The sequence below is a fragment of the Microbispora siamensis genome (assembly GCF_016863095.1).
GTDB lineage: Bacteria > Actinomycetota > Actinomycetes > Streptosporangiales > Streptosporangiaceae > Microbispora > Microbispora siamensis.
In genome coordinates this window covers 23,900-38,861 of record NZ_BOOF01000039.1, presented here as the reverse complement: position 1 = coordinate 38,861, position 14,962 = coordinate 23,900, and the positions used below count along the sequence as shown (strand labels likewise).

Genomic DNA, 14,962 nt, shown 5'->3' with positions numbered 1-14,962 from the left:
TCACCTCAATGGTGGGAAACGTATTGATCACCGGTGGCGCGTCCGGCCTGGGCCGGGCCACCGCAACGGCGGTCGCCAAGGCCGGCGGACGGCCGCTGGTCGTCGACGTCAACGAGCCGGACGGCGGGTTCGACCACGTGCGGGCCGACCTGGCCGACCGCGAGCAGGCCGAGCAGGCCGTGCGCGAGCTCGCCGACCGGGCGGGCGGGCTCGACGGCGTCGTGACGGCGGCGGGCGTCGACGCCTGCGGCCGGCTGGAGGACGTGGCCGCCGAGCAGTGGGAACGGGTGATCGGGGTCAACCTGCTCGGGACGGCCGCGGTGGTCCGGGCGGCCCTGCCCTACCTGCGCCGGTCGGGAGGCAAGGTCGTCACCGTCGCCTCCACGCTCGGGGTGCGGGCGCTCAGCGACGCGACGGCCTACTGCGCCTCGAAGTTCGGAGTGGTGGGCTTCACCCGGGCCCTGGCGGCCGAACTGGCGGGGCAGGTGGGGGTGACCCTGCTGATCCCCGGCGGCATGCAGACGAACTTCTTCAACGACCGTCCCGACCAGTACAAGCCCGGCCCCGACGCCCGGCTGAACCAGCCGGAGGACGTCGCCTCGGCGATCCTGTTCGCGCTCGGCCAGCCGCAGGGCTGTGAGGTCAGGGAACTGGTCGTGTGCGCCTCCACGGAGACGTCATGGCCCTAGAAGATCCGCAAAGACCGGTGCTGCTCGCCCTGCGCGGGCTCGGGCTCGGCGATCTGCTGACGTCGGTGCCCGCGTTGCGGGCGCTGCGGCGGGCGCACCCGGAGCACCACTTCGTGCTGGCCACCCCGGCCTACCTCGGCGGGCTGCTGCCGCTGATCGGCGGCATCGACGAGCTGCTCGACGTGTCCGGCCCGGGGCCGGTGCCGTACGAGTCGCCGGACGTCGCGGTCAACCTGCACGGCAGCGGCCCGGAGAGCATCCAGGCGCTGCGCCGCACACGGCCGGGCCGCCTGCTCACGCACGCCCACCACCTGGTGCCGGGCCCGGACGGGCCGCCCTGGGAGCCGGAGACGCACGAGAGGCGGCGGTGGTGCTCGCTGCTGGAGTGGTACGGCATCCCGGCCGACCCGGAGGACCTCGCGCTGGGCGACCCTGGGCCGAGCCCGCTCGCCGGCGGCGAGGTGATCATCCATCCGGGAGCGGCGTTCCGGGCGCGGCAGTGGCCGCCGGACCGCTTCGCCCAGGTGGCGGCCGAACTGGCCGGGCAGGGCCACCGGATCGTCGTCACCGGCGGCGTGACCGAGATCGCGCTCGCCCGGCACGTGGCCGCGCTCGCCGGCTTGCCGGAGGAGTCCGTGCTGGCCGGCCGTACGAACCTGCCCGAGCTCGCCGCGCTGACGGCGCACGCGGCGCTCGTCGTCTGCGGCGACACGGGCATGTCGCACCTGGCCACCGCCGTCGGCACGCCCTCGGTCATCCTGTACGGCCCGGTGCCGCCCGCGCTGTGGGGGCCGCCGCCGGGCCGCCCGCACATCGCGCTGTGGGCCGGGCGCAGGGGCGATCCGCACGGCGACCGGCCGTCGGAGGGGCTGCTGGAGATCGGAGTGCCCGAGGTGCTCGACGCGGTCAGGAGGTTGCGAGGAGTGGGAGTGCGGTGAAGGGGTCCCGTGTCGTGGTCACCGGGGGAGCCGGGTTCCTCGGCTCCTACCTGTGTGAGCGGTTGGTGGCGCGCGGTGCGGCGGTCGTCTGTCTGGACAACTTCCTCACCGGGTCGCCGCGCAACGTGGAGCATCTGATCGGGCGGCCGGCGTTCCGGCTCGTGGAATGCGACCTCACCGGGTTCGTCCACGTGCCGGGCCAGGTCGACCTGGTGCTGCACTTCGCCTCGGCCGCGTCCCCCGCCGACTACCTGCGTCATCCGATCGAGACGCTGAAGGTCGGCAGCATGGGGACGCTGCACGCCCTCGGGCTCGCCGCCGAGAAGGGCGCGCGGTTCGTCCTCGCCTCCACCAGTGAGGTGTACGGCGATCCGCTGGAACACCCGCAGAAGGAGACGTACTGGGGCAACGTCAACCCGGTCGGGCCGCGCAGCGTGTACGACGAGGCCAAGCGATTCGCCGAGTCGCTGACCACGGCCTACCGCAACTCGCGGGGCGCCGACACCGGGATCGTGCGGATCTTCAACACGTACGGCCCGCGGATGCGGCCCCACGATGGCCGGGCGATCCCCACGTTCATCCGTCAGGCGCTGCTCGGTGAACCGATCACCGTGACCGGCGACGGCAGCCAGACACGGTCGATCTGCTACGTGGACGACACGATCGACGGCGTGCTCGCGCTGGCCGAAAGCGACTTCGCCGGGCCGGTGAACATCGGCAACCCGGCCGAGATGTCGATGGCGGAGCTGGCGGAGACGATCCGCGACCTGGCGGGCTCGTCCTCCCCGATCCGGTTCGTCGAGCGGCCGGTCGACGACCCCGCCGTCCGCCGTCCCGACACCTCGCTCGCCGAGGAGCGGCTCGGCTGGCGTCCGCGCGTCGACCCCGTCACCGGCCTGCGCCGCACGATCGACTGGTTCGAGAAGGAGCTCACCTCCTACTCCGTCGCCTCCTGACCCTCGCCGTCCATCGGGCCCGTCTGCGTGCCTCCGCCGAGCCGCGGGCGGGCCCGACGTCCGTCTCAGCGGGTGTGGGCGGGTGTCTGTTCGACGAGGGTGGCGGTGGCGCGGTCGAGGAATTCGCAGAACAGCCTGTGCTCGTCGGGGGTGAATCGGTCGGTCAGGGCGCGCTCGAGCACGATGACCTCCTGGTAGGCGCGGTCGAGCAGGTCACGGCCGTCCGGGGTGAGGGTGGCGATCAGGACTTTGGCGTGCACAGGGGACGGCTGCCGGTCGATGAGCCCTTTGTTCTGCATCCCGGTCAAGACAGTGGCCATGCTCTGCTGGGTCACTCCGCACGCACGGGCCAGTTGAGCACCTGACATGCCGTCGTCGCGAGACAGGGTCAGCAGCACCGTGTACTGGGTCATGGTCAGCCCGTAACCGCGCAGCACCCCTTCGTGGTGGGCCATGAGCGCCTGCTCGGCGCGGCGGATGCGGGTGCACACGTACTCCTCTACCGGCACTTCGGGCATGTCACAACTCCCTAAGTTGACACAGGATCCTGATACTTCTTAGATTCTTCAGTATCAGGATACTGAGTCGACACAGGAGGTTGCATGCCATGAAGGCTGTTGTTCTGGGCGCTGACGACCAGCTCCGGGTCTCGGAGAGGGCCGAGCCGGTGGCGGGGCCGGGTGAGGTCGCGATCAGGGTCGCCTACGCCGGGGTGCAGTACGGCGACGTGCTGGTGCGTGCGGGGCATTTCCCGATTCCGCGTCCGTTCGTGCCCGGCTTCGAGGCGGCGGGAGAGATCGTCGCCGTGGGGGAGGGCGTCGACGAGGCCCGCATCGGCGAGCAGGTGACCGCGCTGATCGGCGGGGGCGGTTACGCCGAGGTCGCGACCGCGCCGGCGGTGCTCGCGATCAACGCCGCCGGGGTCGGAATCCGTGATGCCGCCGCTTTCGGATGGGTCGCGCCGACCGCCTACGATCTGATCAACACCGTCGCCGGGCTATCGCGCGGGGACAGTGTGCTGATCCATGCCGCCGCCGGCGGCGTGGGCTCCCTGGCCGGGCAGTTCGCCGCCGCCGCGGGCGCGGACCGGATCGTCGGAGTGGTCGGCAACGCCGGTCGGGTCGATTACGCGCGCGGGTTCGGCTATCACGAGGTGTTCGTACGCGATCGGTTTCCTGACGCCCTCGGTGACGAGACGTTCGACGTGATCCTCGATCCGATCGGCGGCGCCACGCGGGTCGCGAACCTGGGACGCCTGGCGCCGCACGGCCGGATCGTGGTCTACGGCAACATCGCCTCCTTCGAGGAGGTCACCGTGTCGGCCAACGATCTGCTGGCGCACGGCCAGTCGCTGATGACCTACAACAGCAACCTGGCCGGCCAGACCCGCCCGCAGAAGCTGGCCGCCAGCGCCGCTCGCGCCATGGCCCTGATCGCCGGCGGGTCGGTCCGCCTCGATGTCACCGCCGAATACACCCTCGCCGACGTGGGGCAGGCGATAGCGGACCTGGCCGGCGGAGTGACCCGCGGCAAGAGCATCGTCCGCGTCGGGTGAGGTCCGGCCACCGATGTTCGGTCACGGCGGCCTCGCTCTTTTCCGCACACTTGGCCGTCGCTTGGCCGCCCGGCTCGGGTAGTGCACCCCGCCCGGGGTAACGCGCACGTATGAATTTCGCGAAGTACCAGGACGAGCTGTACGCCCAGGGACAGACCGGTCATCAGCCGCCGTATCCGATGACCTTCGCGGAGCTCGAAGAGCGGGCGTCGGCCGCGATGCGGCCGAAGGTCTGGGGATACGTGGCCGGCGGCGCGGGCGACGAGCACACCCAGCGGGCCAACTGCGAGGCGTTCACGCACTGGGGCCTGTATCCGCGCATGCTGGTCGCCCCCGCCGAGCGCGACATGTCGATCGAGTTGTTCGGGATCAAGCTGCCCACGCCGGTGTTCATGGCGCCCATCGGGGTGATCGGGGTGTGCGCCCAGGACGGCCACGGCGACCTCGCGTGCGCGCGGGCCTCCGCTCGCACGCACGTTCCGTTCTTCGCGGCGACCCTCTCCGCGGATCCGATGGAGGATGTGGCCCCTGCGCTCGGCGACACGCCCGGCTTCTTCCAGCTCTACACACCGCCGGATCGGGACCTGGCCGCGAGCCTGGTGCACCGCGCCGAGGCGGCGGGCTTCAAGGGCATCGCCGTCACCCTCGACACCTGGGTCACCGGCTGGCGGCCCCGGGACCTGCGCGGCTCCAACTATCCACAGGTGCCCAGCGGATGCCTGAGCAATTACACCAGCGATCCGGTGTTCCGGAAGGGACTGCGCCCCGGCGAGGACGCCACCGAGGCGGCGGTGCGCAGGTTGCCGATCTTCGGTGGCCCGTTCAGATGGGACGACCTGGACTGGCTACGGTCGCAGACCAGGCTGCCACTGATGCTCAAGGGCATCTGCCATCCCGAGGACGTCCGTCGCGCCAAGGACCACGGTGCGGACGCCGTCTACTGTTCCAACCACAGGGGACGGCAGGCCAACGGAGGACTGCCCGCCCTGGAGTGCCTGCCCGCCGTGCTCGAGGCCGCCGACGGGCTGCCGGTCCTGTTCGACTCGGGTGTGCGCAGCGGCGCCGACGTCATCAAGGCGCTGGCGTTGGGCGCGACCGCGGTGGGGATCGGTCGTCCGTACGCGTACGCGCTGGCGGTCGGCGGCGTCGACTGTGTCGTGCACGTGCTGCGCTCGATACTGGCCGAAGCGGACCTCATCATGGCCGTCGACGGATACCCCACCCTCAAGGACCTCACGCCCGAGGCGCTGCTCCGCGTGTGAGGCCGCCTCACGGCGTCGTGTCCCTGATTCAGGCACCCGTGCCGGGGCCCGCCGCCTCCACCGCGACGGGCCACTGGAAGGTGAGGTAGGGATGCGCGCCGGACAACCATTCGCCGGTGAGCCGCACTCCGGTCACCAGCTCCACCACGGTCATCGCGGCGGCCTGCCAGTCGTCCTCGTCCCCGGAGAGCAGCTCGGTCATGGCACGCAGTTCGGGCTCCAGCACCGCGAAGTCGGCGCCGGCCCATTCATCCCAGAACATCGCGTCGAGGCCGACCAGCACCCGGCCGTCGGCCGCGTAGCTCAGCCTGTTGTCGCCCTCGACGTTCCAGTAGACGCTGCACACCCGGCCGTCGCGGCTGAGCCGCCGCAGGACTTCGGGCAGGCTGCCCAGGAACCCGTTGTTCTCGAACAGCATCACGGCCGATCCGGCCGGTTCCACCGCCATCGGATGGACCCCGTCGTCGTAGGGAAGCGCTTCCAACGGCGCGGCCTCGTGCACCTCGTGCCGGGTCCCGCCGCTCACCCGAAATCCGATGTCGGCGACGGAGAACGGCCGGTGGTCGTGCGGGACGACGACCGTCCAGCACATCGCCACCTCCAGCCACGGTTCCTCCCGCAGCAGCTTCCGGTAGTGAGAGAAGATCTCAGCGGGGGCAGGGCGGTCGTCGTTCAAGGGACGCTCCGGAGCAGGCGGAAGATCTGTCGGCGTGATCGTGCCAGAAGGCGCCGACAGAATGCTCCTCATCGGTCCGAACGGGTTCTCAGCGCGTCGGCGAACCAGGTGAGGGCCGGGGTCAGCGGGTCCGGGGGCGGCCAGCCGTTGACCACCGCGAGCAGCCGGAAGTACGACTCCCTGCGCGGGTCGTTCGCGGTCTCCAGCAGGGTGAGCAGCCGGTGCCGAAGGGCGGCGTCGTCCGGGTGGCCGACCAGGTCGGCGTACCGTGCGGTCACGGCGGCGACGATCGCGTCGGCCTGGGGTGAGGCGCTGTCGACGCCCGCGGCGAGCGCGGGGGCGACGTGGTCGCGGACCAACGCCACCGCGTCCGGGCGCGGGCCGTCTCCCCGGACGCGGTCGGCCAGGTGCTGCTCGGCGACGCGCCGCATGAGCGCCCCGAACTCCGGGTCGGCGGCCAGCTCGGCCAGCTCGACCCACGCCTCGACCTGCTCGTCCCCGGGATCGTCGGGCAACTCGGGAGTCATCGTGCGCCTGATTCCCGTCAGGTCGGCGTCCAGGCCGTCGAAGGCGGCGTCGAGGAAGCCGTCGACCAGCCGCCGGCGCTCGTCCTCGGAAAGCCTGGCAAGTCTGTGCATGAGATCCATCTCCTCGGGGGTGGAGCCGCGCCGTGCCACCGCGGTCGCCACCGCGCGCCGCAGGCGCAGCACCCGGATCTGCGTCGCCAGCGCCTCGGCGTGCGCCGCCGCGACCTGAGCGAGCGTGGCCTCCCGGTCCAGGACTTCGCGGATCGTGGGAAGGCCGATCCCCAGGTCGCGCAGCGTCCGTACGAGGTCCAGCCGGGCGGCGGCGTCGGTGTCGTACAGGCGGTAGCCGGCCGGGCTGCGGCCGGTGGGCGGCACGATCCCGCAGTCGGAGTAGAACCGGATGGCCTTGACCGTCAGTCCGGTCCGCCGTGCCAGCTCACCGATCGAGTAGAGCGAGTCGCCGTCCATGCCCCCACCCTCGCGCCTCCCCCTACGGGAGACTCAACCGCTACCCGAACGTGTGGCGTGGAGGGCGCGGTCGACGACGGCGGCCAGGTCGCCGCCGTGGGCGCCGTGCCAGTAGATCCGGCCGCAGGCGAGGCAGCGGGCGAATTCGTCGTAGCTGCGCCGGGTGCCGGGCTCCAGCGACTCCTCCACCTCGGCCTTGCCGACCGGGGCGAGCCGCCCGTTGCAGGCCGTGCAGCGGGTCCACGGGGTCAGCGGCGGGCGGAAGCGGTCGAGCACGTCGAGGAACTGGTCGTCCGGGCGGGCGCCGCGCACGTACGCCCCGAGCCGCAGCGACCGGCGCCGCAGGATGCCCCGGTCCTGCGTGAGCAGCACCCGATCCTCGGCGTTGGCCTGCTCGATCAGGTCGTCGTCGTCCATGTCGTTGCGGTACGCGGTGTCCAGGCCGACCAGGCGCAGCCGCCGCGCCAGCGTCCCCAGATGGACGTCGAGGACGAACCGGCAGCCCGGCACGGCCTGTGGCCTGGGCACGGCCGGCACCTCCACCACCTCGTCCGGGCCCGGCCGGTGCGACCGGGCCACCGGGCGGCCTCCGGCGACCGGCTCGCCGATCTCGGTCAGCGGAACGCCCGCCGACTCGATCAGGTGGCCGAGCGAGGACGTCCCGTCGTACGGCAGGAGCACCTCGGGCCGCCGGTTGCGCGGCGCGAGGAAGATCCACAGCTCGGGCGCGAAGCGTACGGACACGTCCATGTCCTCAGCATGCCCCTGGGGCAGGGCCGCGGCGACGGGGTCACGTCGTCAACGCGTCCAGTGCCGTCTGGAGAAACAGCCGCACCGCGGCCAGGTGCCGTTCGTCGAATCCGGACAGCACCCCGACCGTCCTGTCGATGAGCGGGCTGAAGTAGCTCCACCCCAGTTCCTTGGCGCGGTCCTCGACTCTCAGCAGGACCCGGCGCCGGTCGCTGGCGTCGCGGACCCGGCTGACCAGCCCGAGCCGTTCGAGCCGGTCGACGACCCCCGTGGTGCCCGCCGAGTTCAGGCCCAGCCCGGCGCCGAGGAAGCCGGCGGTGGCGTCGATCCCGGCCCGCTCCGCGTCCAGCAGGCAGATGAGCGCCCGCACGTCGGTGACGTGCATGCCGTGCTCGGCCGCGAACTCCGCCTGACGCAGGCCGTACTCCACCGCGACCGCCCGCAGCAGATGGAAGATCTCCATCTCCGGGCCCTCGCGCTCCACCCCTGACGTCATGGCAGCCCCTCCTCGGCTTATTATCTCGTTCAACGAGATTATTGCTCAGCGAGTGATTTCCGGAGGCGGCCTTGAAGAGCATCGACGAGGCGTTCTACGCGGCGTACGACGCCGTCCTGGCGGCGAACTGGCCCGCCTCAACGGAGTCGGCCGCGATCAGCACGCCCTACGGCACGACCCACGTCAACTCGGTCGGCCCCGCGGACGCGCCGCCGGTGGTCCTCCTGCACGGCGGCGGGACCACCTCGACCGTCTGGTCCAGCACCGCGAAGGCACTCGGCACGGCCTACCGGGTGCACGCGGTCGACACCGTCGGCGAGGCGGGGCGCAGCGTCGCCGGCGAGCGCGCGGTCCGCAGGCTGGGCGACCAGATGGCCTGGCTCGACGCCGTGCTCGACGCCGTGCTTGACGGATCGGGCGCTACGACGGTGTCCCTGTGCGGGCACTCCTATGGCGCGTGGAGCGCCCTCCACTACGCGTCGCACGCGCCCGGCAGAGTGAGGGCGCTGGTGCTGGTCGACCCGACGAACTGCTTCACCGGTTTCTCCCGCCGTTATCTCCTGCGCGCCCTGCCGATGCTGCTTCGCCCGACCGTACGGCGACGCCGCGCGTTCATCGACTGGGAGACGGGGCGGACGGCGCTGGACGAGAAGTGGCGCCGCCTCAACGATCTCGCCGCCGGCTTCCCCGCCGCCCGGCCCCTGACCGGTCCGCGTCCCGGCCCGGAGGCGCTGCGGGCGCTGCGGCCCCCGGTGCTGCTTCTCCTGGCCGAGCGCAGCCGGGCGCATGACATCGGCCGGGTGGCCGCCTCCGCCGCGGCGCTCCTGCCCCGCGTGGAGACGGCCGTGCTGCCCGGCGCCACACACCACACCCTTCCCCTCGCGGCGCCACCCGAGATGGACGCGCGCATCGAGAGGTTCCTCGCCGCGCACGGGCGGGACGCCTGAGCTGTGCTGTCAACGTACTACCGGGGACGGAACCAGTGCTGGGGGCGTGGATCGATGTTCTGCCAGATGTGCTTGATCTCGCGGTATTCGTCGAGGCCGGTCGGGCCCAGCTCGCGGCCGATGCCGGACTGCTTGAACCCGCCCCACTCCGCCTGCGGCACGTACGGGTGGTAGTCGTTGATCCACACCGTGCCGTGCCGCAGCCGCCCGGCCACCCGCTGCGCCTTGCCCGCGTCCGTCGTCCACACGGCCCCGGCCAGCCCGTAGTCGGTGTCGTTGCCCAACGCGACGGCCTCGTCCTCATCCGAGAACCGCTCCACCGTCAGCACCGGCCCGAACGACTCCTCCCGGACCACCCGCATGTCGCGGTGGCAGCCGTCCAGCACGGTCGGGGGGAAGAAGTACCCCTTCCCCTCAAGGCGCCGCCCGCCGCAGCGCAGCTTCGCGCCCTCGGCGATCCCCGCCTCGACGTACGCCTCGACCTTGGCCAGATGCTCGGCGGAGATCAGCGGTCCGGTCTCGGCCTCGGGGTCGAACGGCCCGCCCAGCCTGATCCGCTCGGCCCGGCGCACCACCGCGTCCACGAACTCCTCGTGGATCGAGTCCTCCACCAGCAGCCGGGCGCCGGCCGAGCAGACCTGCCCCGAGTGCAGGAACACCGCGGTCACGGCGAGATCGACGGCCGTGTCGAAGTCCGCGTCGGCGAACACGATGTTGGGGTTCTTGCCGCCCAGCTCCAGCGCGACGCGCTTGACCGTCCGCGCGGCCGAGGCCATGATGCCCCGTCCGGTCGCCAGCCCCCCGGTGAACGACACCATGTCGACGTCCGGGTGCTCGGCCAGCGGCGCGCCCACCTCCGCGCCGGCCCCGAGCACCAGGTTGCCCACCCCCGGCGGCAGCCCCGCCTCCTCCAGCAGGCGCATCAGCAGGATCGCCGTGGACGGGGTCAGCTCGCTCGGCTTGAGCACGAAGGTGTTCCCGGCCGCCAGCGCGGGCGCCACCTTCCAGGAGGTCTGCAACAGCGGGTAGTTCCACGGGGTGATCAGTCCGCAGACCCCGACCGGCTCGTACACCACCCGGCTGATCGCGTCGGCGCGGCCGGTGTCGACCACCCGCCCGGCGTCGGTGCCGGCGATGCCGCCGAAGTAGCGGAAGCACGCGACCACGTCGTCAACGTCGTACTCGCTTTCCACCAGGCGTTTGCCGGTGTCGAGCGACTCCGCCCGCGCGATCTCGGCCTTGTCGCGCTCCAGCAGACCGGCCACCCGCAGCAGCAGCGCCCCGCGCTCGCGCTCCGGCGTACGCGGCCACGGACCCTCGTCGAACGCCTGCCGGGCCGCCGCGATCGCGGCCTCCGTGTCGGCGCGGGTGGCCTCCGCCACGGTGGCCACGTGCTGTCCGTCGGCCGGGCAGTGGATCTCGCGCCGGCCGCCCTCGGCGGCGTCGCGCCACTGCCCGCCGATGTGCAGGTCCTTCATGTCAGGCGTCCTTCCTGTGCCGGTAGAACTCCACCGGCTCGGGGGCCAGGGGAGTGTTACCGAGGATCAGGTCGGCCGCCTTCTCCGCGACCATCATCACCGGCGCGTAGATGTTGCCGTTCGTGACGTACGGCATGACCGAGGCGTCCACGACCCGCAGGCCCTCCAGGCCGTGCACCCGCATGGTCAGCGGGTCGACCACGGACATCTCGTCCACGCCCATCTTCGCCGTGCAGGAGGGGTGCAGGGCGGTCTCGCCGTCCTTGGCCACCCAGTCGAGGATCTGCTCGTCGGTCTCAACCTCCCGGCCGGGGGACAGCTCGCCGCCGTTGAACGCGTCCATCGCGGGCTGGTTGAGGATGCCGCGGGCCACCCGGACGGCCTCGACCCACTCGCGGCGGTCCTGGTCGGTGGACAGGTAGTTGAAGCGCAGGGCCGGCTTCACCCGGGGGTCGGCGCTCTTGATCTTCACCGAGCCGCGGGCGTCGGAGTACATCGGCCCGATGTGCACCTGGTAGCCGTGCCCGCCGGCCGGGGCCGAGCCGTCGTAGCGGACGGCGACGGGCAGGAAGTGGAACATCAGGTTGGGGTAGTCGACGTCGTCGTTGCCGCGTACGAAGCCGCCGGCCTCGAAGTGGTTGGTCGCGCCCGGCCCCGAGCGCAGGAACAGCCACTGCGCGCCGACCAACGGCCGGTTGCGCCACTTCATCGCGGGCTGCATCGACACCGGCTGCTTGCAGGCGTACTGGATGTAGACCTCCAGGTGGTCCTGGAGGTTCTCGCCGACGCCGGGCAGGTCGTGGACCACGTCGACGCCGTGCGCCTTCAGGTGGTCGGCGTCGCCCACGCCGGACAGTTGCAGGAGTTGCGGGGAGTTGATCGCGCCGCCGCAGAGGATGACCTCCCCGGCCCGCACCCGCTTGCCGTCGAACTCGACGCCGACCGCGCGCTTGCCCTCGAACAGGATCTTCGTGACGAACGCGCGGGTCTTGACCGTCAGGTTCGGGCGGTTCATCACCGGGTGGAGGTACGCGCGGGCGGCGGACAGGCGGCGCCCGCGCCGTACGTTGCGGTCGAACGGCGCGAAGCCCTCCTGGCGGTAGCCGTTCACGTCGTCGGTCAGCGGGTAGCCCGCCTGCTGCACGGCCTCGAAGAAGGCCTTGAACAGCGGGTTTCTGGCCGGGCCGCGCTCCAGCGCCAGCGGCCCGTCGTGCCCGCGCATCGGGTCGTTCGCGTCGGCGGCCAGGCAGTTCTCCATGCGCTTGAAGTACGGCAGGCAGTGCGCGAAGTCCCAGGTCTCCATGCCCGGGTCGGCGGCCCAGCGCTCGTAGTCCATGGGGTTGCCGCGCTGGAAGATCATGCCGTTGATGCTGCTCGACCCGCCGAGCACCTTCCCCCGGGCGTGGTAGATCCGCCGGCCGTGCATGTGCGGCTCGGGTTCGGACTCGTACTTCCAGTCGTAGAACCGGCTGCCGATGGGGAACATCAGTGCGGCCGGCATGTGGATGAACACGTCCCACAGGTAGTCGGGACGGCCCGCCTCAAGCACGAGGACGCGGTTGGAGGGGTCGGCCGACAGCCGGTTCGCGAGAGCGCTCCCCGCTGATCCACCACCGACGATGACAAAGTCATACATGTCCGCCTCCCGGGCAGGATGATATTGATATGCGCAATAAGGTGCAGCATCCGCAACGTCATGCGTCGGACCCCGGCATCGAGGGGCCCGACGAGACCGCCGCGCGGTCCGAGGGGAGCGGCGGCGTCCAGTCGGTGGACCGGGCCGTGACGATCCTGGAGATCCTCTCCCGGCGCGGCGAGGCCGGCGTGAGCGAGGTCGCCGCGGAGATCGGCGTCCACAAGTCCACCGCGTTCCGGCTCCTCGGCGCTCTCGAGGCGCGCGGCCTGGCGGAGCAGGCCGAGGACCGCGGAAAGTATCGCCTCGGCTTCGGCATCGTCCGGCTCGCCGCCGGAGTGGCCGCGCGGCTCGACCTCGTCCAGCAGAGCCGCCCGGTGTGCCGGCGGCTCGCCGAGGAGATCGGCGAGACCGTCAACATCGCCGTCGCGCGGTCCCACTACGCCATCAACCTCGACCAGGTGCGCGGCCAGGCGGCAGTGACCGCGCACAACTGGGTCGGCCAGCCCACCCCCCTGCACGCCACGTCGAGCGGCAAGATCCTGCTCGCCCACCTCGACGAAAGGCGCCGTGAGCGGCTCATCGCCGCGGCCGGGCTGGAGCGCTTCACGCCGGCCACGGTGACCGACGCCGCCGAACTGCGGCGGCAGCTCGACGAGGCGCTGCGGCGGGGCTACGCGGTCACCGTGGAGGAGTACGAGATCGGGCTGAACGCCATCGCCGCGCCCATCCGTTCCCACGAGGGCGAGGTGGTGGCGGCCGTCAGCGCCTCCGGCCCGGCCTACCGGTTCAGTGAGGAGCGCATGCGCGAGTTCGCGCCCGTGCTCGTCGCGGGCGCCGCCGACATCAGCCACCGTCTCGGCCACGCCGGGTGACCGGGGTCGCCGCACGCCGGCAGGCACCGCAGGGACGTCCCTGCCGGGACACGACGGCGCTCATCGCGCTCCGGCGGGCTCGTTCACGCGGCGCCGCCACCGGGTGAACGAGCGCGGCTGGTCGATGCCGAGCACCGCGACCGTGCGGCCCTCCCGCCGGTAGACGGCCAGGAAGCGGCGGGACGCGAGGTCGCCCTCCTCGACGCTCACCTCGTCTCCCGGCAGCGTGTGCCCGGCGAACTGCACGCGCATGCCGTACTGGTCCGACCACAGGTAGGGCGGCGCGAGGGCGTCCGGCACGGCGGCGCCGCCGGACAACAGCGTCCGCGCGGCCGTCGCGGGACGCCGCGCCGCGCCGGTCCAGTGCTCCACGCGCAGGTGGGCGCCGAGAGCGGGGTCGAACCAGGCGGCGCAGTCGCCGACCGCGACGACTCCCGGCACGCTCGTCGCACCGCCGGTGTCGCAGAGAACGCCGTCGCCCACCTGGACCCCGCTGCCGTCGAGCCAGTCCACCGCCGGCCGCGCGCCGATGCCGACGAGCACCACGTCGGCGTCCAGGCGGCGCCCGTCCTCCAGCAGCACCCCGTCGACGCGGCCCTCGCCCGTCAGGGTCCGTACGGCGGCGCCGCAGATCAGGCGCACCCCGTGGTCCTCGTGCAGCCCGGCGAGCGCGGTGCCCATCTCGGGCCCGAGCGCGCGGGCGAACGGCGCGGGCGCCGCCTCGACGATCGTCACGTCGAGCCCGAGCGTGCGGGCGACGCAGGCGACCTCGGCGCCGATGAAGCCCGCACCGATCACCACGAGCCGCCGGGCGGCGTCGAGACCGGCCCGCAGGGCCGCCGCGTCCTCGATCGTGCGCAGCGTGTGCACCCCGGCGAGATCGCCCCCGAGGGTGCGGGCGACCGAGCCGGTGGCGATGACCACGCCGTCGGCCTCGACCGCGGAGCCGTCGGCGAGCGTGATCCGCAGCGGCCGGCCCTGTTCCAGCCCGGTGGCCGCGACGCCCAGGCGCCACTCGGCGTCGAGGTCCTCGCCGTCGCCTTCCAAGGCGAGGTCCGCCGTCGTCATCTGGCCGGCGAGGAACTCCTTGGACAGCGGGGGCCGGTCGTAGGGGCGGTGCGGTTCGGCCCCGACGATCATCAGACGCCCGCCGAAGCCCTGGTCGCGCAGCGCGCGGGCGGCCGACAGCCCGGCGAGCGACGCGCCGACGATGGCGACGGATTTCACGGCACCCTCACGGCGTCTCAGGCCGACCCGGTCCGGACGCCGGGCGGGAGGTTCGGCGGCAGGTCCGACGGCATGACGTAGACGGTCTCGTCCCGGACCACCACCTGGTGGGTGCGCACCGGCAGCTTCGCGGGAGGAGCGTCCACCCGGCCCGTGCGCAGGTCGAAGCGCGACGCGTGCAGGGGGCACTCCACCTCGCACCCTTCCAGCCACCCGTCCGCCAGCGACGCGTCCTGGTGGGTACAGGTGTCGTCCACCGCGTACAGTTCACCGTCCTCGGTGTGGAAGACGGCGATCGGGGGATCTGTCTCGATTCGGAGGGCCTCGCCTCTGGGCAGGGCGGCGAGGGGGCACGCAGGAATCATGCGAAAGTTCCCAGTTTCGTAAGGTGGAACAGGAAGCGCTATGCGCAACAGAGTGAGTGGAGATCGCGCCAAAGTCAAGGGGCGAAAAGGCGTACGGCCCCGCCGCCGGTCGCCGTGAGA

At 72.2% G+C, this 14,962-nt stretch carries 16 protein-coding genes; 7 read left to right on the top strand and 9 right to left on the bottom strand.

Annotation, left to right across the window (positions count from 1 at the left end; translation table 11 throughout):
- The first annotated feature begins 8 nt into the window (after nt 1-8).
- The 3 genes from Msi02_RS30150 to Msi02_RS30140 are packed head-to-tail and all read left to right on the top strand — an operon-like array spanning nt 9 to nt 2,583.
- Nucleotides 9-689 carry an SDR family oxidoreductase gene (locus Msi02_RS30150; RefSeq protein ID WP_204051370.1) on the top strand — a complete coding sequence of 227 codons (681 nt, stop codon included), beginning with the start codon at nt 9-11 and terminating at the stop codon, nt 687-689.
- Entirely contained in the window at nt 680-1,627 is a 948-nt protein-coding gene (locus Msi02_RS30145) for a glycosyltransferase family 9 protein (RefSeq protein ID WP_204051369.1), read from the top strand. Before Msi02_RS30150 ends, Msi02_RS30145 begins: the two co-directional genes overlap by 10 nt.
- Complete coding sequence (locus Msi02_RS30140; protein ID WP_204051368.1) at nt 1,624-2,583, top strand: UDP-glucuronic acid decarboxylase family protein; 960 nt, start codon at nt 1,624-1,626, stop codon at nt 2,581-2,583. Before Msi02_RS30145 ends, Msi02_RS30140 begins: the two co-directional genes overlap by 4 nt.
- Before the next feature lie 65 nt (nt 2,584-2,648).
- Here Msi02_RS30140 and Msi02_RS30135 read toward each other — a convergent pair whose 3' ends face one another.
- Nucleotides 2,649-3,101, bottom strand: coding sequence for a MarR family winged helix-turn-helix transcriptional regulator (locus Msi02_RS30135; RefSeq protein WP_204051367.1), 453 nt, complete (start codon nt 3,099-3,101; stop codon nt 2,649-2,651).
- 89 nt (nt 3,102-3,190) lie between these two features.
- On the opposite strand from Msi02_RS30135, the gene Msi02_RS30130 reads away from it, so the two are divergent.
- Both Msi02_RS30130 and Msi02_RS30125 read left to right on the top strand, forming a co-directional pair.
- A complete protein-coding gene (locus Msi02_RS30130) occupies nt 3,191-4,138 on the top strand; it encodes a quinone oxidoreductase family protein (protein WP_204051366.1) in 948 nt (315 codons plus the stop codon).
- Nucleotides 4,139-4,248: 110 nt separating this feature from the next.
- The gene (locus Msi02_RS30125; RefSeq protein ID WP_204051365.1) at nt 4,249-5,400 is read left to right on the top strand and encodes an alpha-hydroxy-acid oxidizing protein; all 1,152 of its coding nucleotides are present in this window, start codon (nt 4,249-4,251) and stop codon (nt 5,398-5,400) included.
- 28 nt (nt 5,401-5,428) lie between these two features.
- Here Msi02_RS30125 and Msi02_RS30120 read toward each other — a convergent pair whose 3' ends face one another.
- From Msi02_RS30120 to Msi02_RS30105, 4 genes are all read right to left on the bottom strand, one after another.
- Nucleotides 5,429-6,076, bottom strand: a complete 648-nt coding sequence (locus tag Msi02_RS30120; RefSeq protein WP_204051364.1) for a DUF6461 domain-containing protein — start codon at nt 6,074-6,076, stop codon at nt 5,429-5,431.
- Between the two features lie 68 nt (nt 6,077-6,144).
- On the bottom strand, nt 6,145-7,071 hold the full coding sequence (locus tag Msi02_RS30115; RefSeq protein WP_204051363.1) for a MerR family transcriptional regulator: 927 nt from the start codon (nt 7,069-7,071) through the stop codon (nt 6,145-6,147).
- 33 nt (nt 7,072-7,104) lie between these two features.
- A complete protein-coding gene (locus tag Msi02_RS30110; RefSeq protein ID WP_204051362.1) occupies nt 7,105-7,821 on the bottom strand; it encodes a Mut7-C RNAse domain-containing protein in 717 nt (238 codons plus the stop codon).
- A gap of 40 nt (nt 7,822-7,861) precedes the next feature.
- Complete coding sequence (locus Msi02_RS30105) at nt 7,862-8,317, bottom strand: MarR family winged helix-turn-helix transcriptional regulator (protein ID WP_204051361.1); 456 nt, start codon at nt 8,315-8,317, stop codon at nt 7,862-7,864.
- A 71-nt stretch (nt 8,318-8,388) separates the two neighbouring features.
- Between Msi02_RS30105 and Msi02_RS30100 the strand changes: the two genes are divergently transcribed.
- Entirely contained in the window at nt 8,389-9,264 is an 876-nt protein-coding gene (locus tag Msi02_RS30100; RefSeq protein ID WP_204051360.1) for an alpha/beta fold hydrolase, read from the top strand.
- A gap of 17 nt (nt 9,265-9,281) precedes the next feature.
- Here the strand turns inward: Msi02_RS30100 and Msi02_RS30095 are convergent, their stop codons facing one another.
- Complete coding sequence (locus Msi02_RS30095; protein WP_204051359.1) at nt 9,282-10,742, bottom strand: aldehyde dehydrogenase family protein; 1,461 nt, start codon at nt 10,740-10,742, stop codon at nt 9,282-9,284.
- A gap of 1 nt (nt 10,743) precedes the next feature.
- Nucleotides 10,744-12,378 (bottom strand): choline dehydrogenase, encoded by a 1,635-nt coding sequence (betA, locus tag Msi02_RS30090; RefSeq protein ID WP_079315936.1) that lies wholly within the window; start codon nt 12,376-12,378, stop codon nt 10,744-10,746.
- A gap of 29 nt (nt 12,379-12,407) precedes the next feature.
- Between betA and Msi02_RS30085 the strand changes: the two genes are divergently transcribed.
- The gene (locus Msi02_RS30085) at nt 12,408-13,250 is read left to right on the top strand and encodes an IclR family transcriptional regulator (RefSeq protein WP_204051358.1); all 843 of its coding nucleotides are present in this window, start codon (nt 12,408-12,410) and stop codon (nt 13,248-13,250) included.
- Between the two features lie 60 nt (nt 13,251-13,310).
- On the opposite strand, the gene Msi02_RS30080 is transcribed toward Msi02_RS30085, so the two are convergent.
- The gene (locus Msi02_RS30080) at nt 13,311-14,477 is read right to left on the bottom strand and encodes an NAD(P)/FAD-dependent oxidoreductase (protein ID WP_204051357.1); all 1,167 of its coding nucleotides are present in this window, start codon (nt 14,475-14,477) and stop codon (nt 13,311-13,313) included.
- Nucleotides 14,478-14,494: 17 nt separating this feature from the next.
- Nucleotides 14,495-14,842, bottom strand: coding sequence for a bifunctional 3-phenylpropionate/cinnamic acid dioxygenase ferredoxin subunit (locus Msi02_RS30075; RefSeq protein WP_204051356.1), 348 nt, complete (start codon nt 14,840-14,842; stop codon nt 14,495-14,497).
- Nucleotides 14,843-14,962: the final 120 nt, after the last annotated feature.

Excerpts from the sequence above, each read along its gene's own strand:
- Msi02_RS30150 (WP_204051370.1), top strand. The coding sequence starts at position 9 with ATGGTGGGAAACGTATTGATCACCGGTGGCGCGTCCGGCCTGGGCCGG.
- Msi02_RS30145 (WP_204051369.1), top strand. The coding sequence starts at position 680 with ATGGCCCTAGAAGATCCGCAAAGACCGGTGCTGCTCGCCCTGCGCGGG.
- Msi02_RS30135 (WP_204051367.1), bottom strand. The coding sequence starts at position 3,101 with ATGCCCGAAGTGCCGGTAGAGGAGTACGTGTGCACCCGCATCCGCCGC.
- Msi02_RS30130 (WP_204051366.1), top strand. The coding sequence starts at position 3,191 with ATGAAGGCTGTTGTTCTGGGCGCTGACGACCAGCTCCGGGTCTCGGAG.
- Msi02_RS30125 (WP_204051365.1), top strand. The coding sequence starts at position 4,249 with ATGAATTTCGCGAAGTACCAGGACGAGCTGTACGCCCAGGGACAGACC.
- Msi02_RS30115 (WP_204051363.1), bottom strand. The coding sequence starts at position 7,071 with ATGGACGGCGACTCGCTCTACTCGATCGGTGAGCTGGCACGGCGGACC.
- Msi02_RS30110 (WP_204051362.1), bottom strand. The coding sequence starts at position 7,821 with ATGGACGTGTCCGTACGCTTCGCGCCCGAGCTGTGGATCTTCCTCGCG.
- Msi02_RS30105 (WP_204051361.1), bottom strand. The coding sequence starts at position 8,317 with ATGACGTCAGGGGTGGAGCGCGAGGGCCCGGAGATGGAGATCTTCCAT.
- Msi02_RS30095 (WP_204051359.1), bottom strand. The coding sequence starts at position 10,742 with ATGAAGGACCTGCACATCGGCGGGCAGTGGCGCGACGCCGCCGAGGGC.
- betA (WP_079315936.1), bottom strand. The coding sequence starts at position 12,378 with ATGTATGACTTTGTCATCGTCGGTGGTGGATCAGCGGGGAGCGCTCTC.
- Msi02_RS30085 (WP_204051358.1), top strand. The coding sequence starts at position 12,408 with ATGCGCAATAAGGTGCAGCATCCGCAACGTCATGCGTCGGACCCCGGC.
- Msi02_RS30075 (WP_204051356.1), bottom strand. The coding sequence starts at position 14,842 with ATGATTCCTGCGTGCCCCCTCGCCGCCCTGCCCAGAGGCGAGGCCCTC.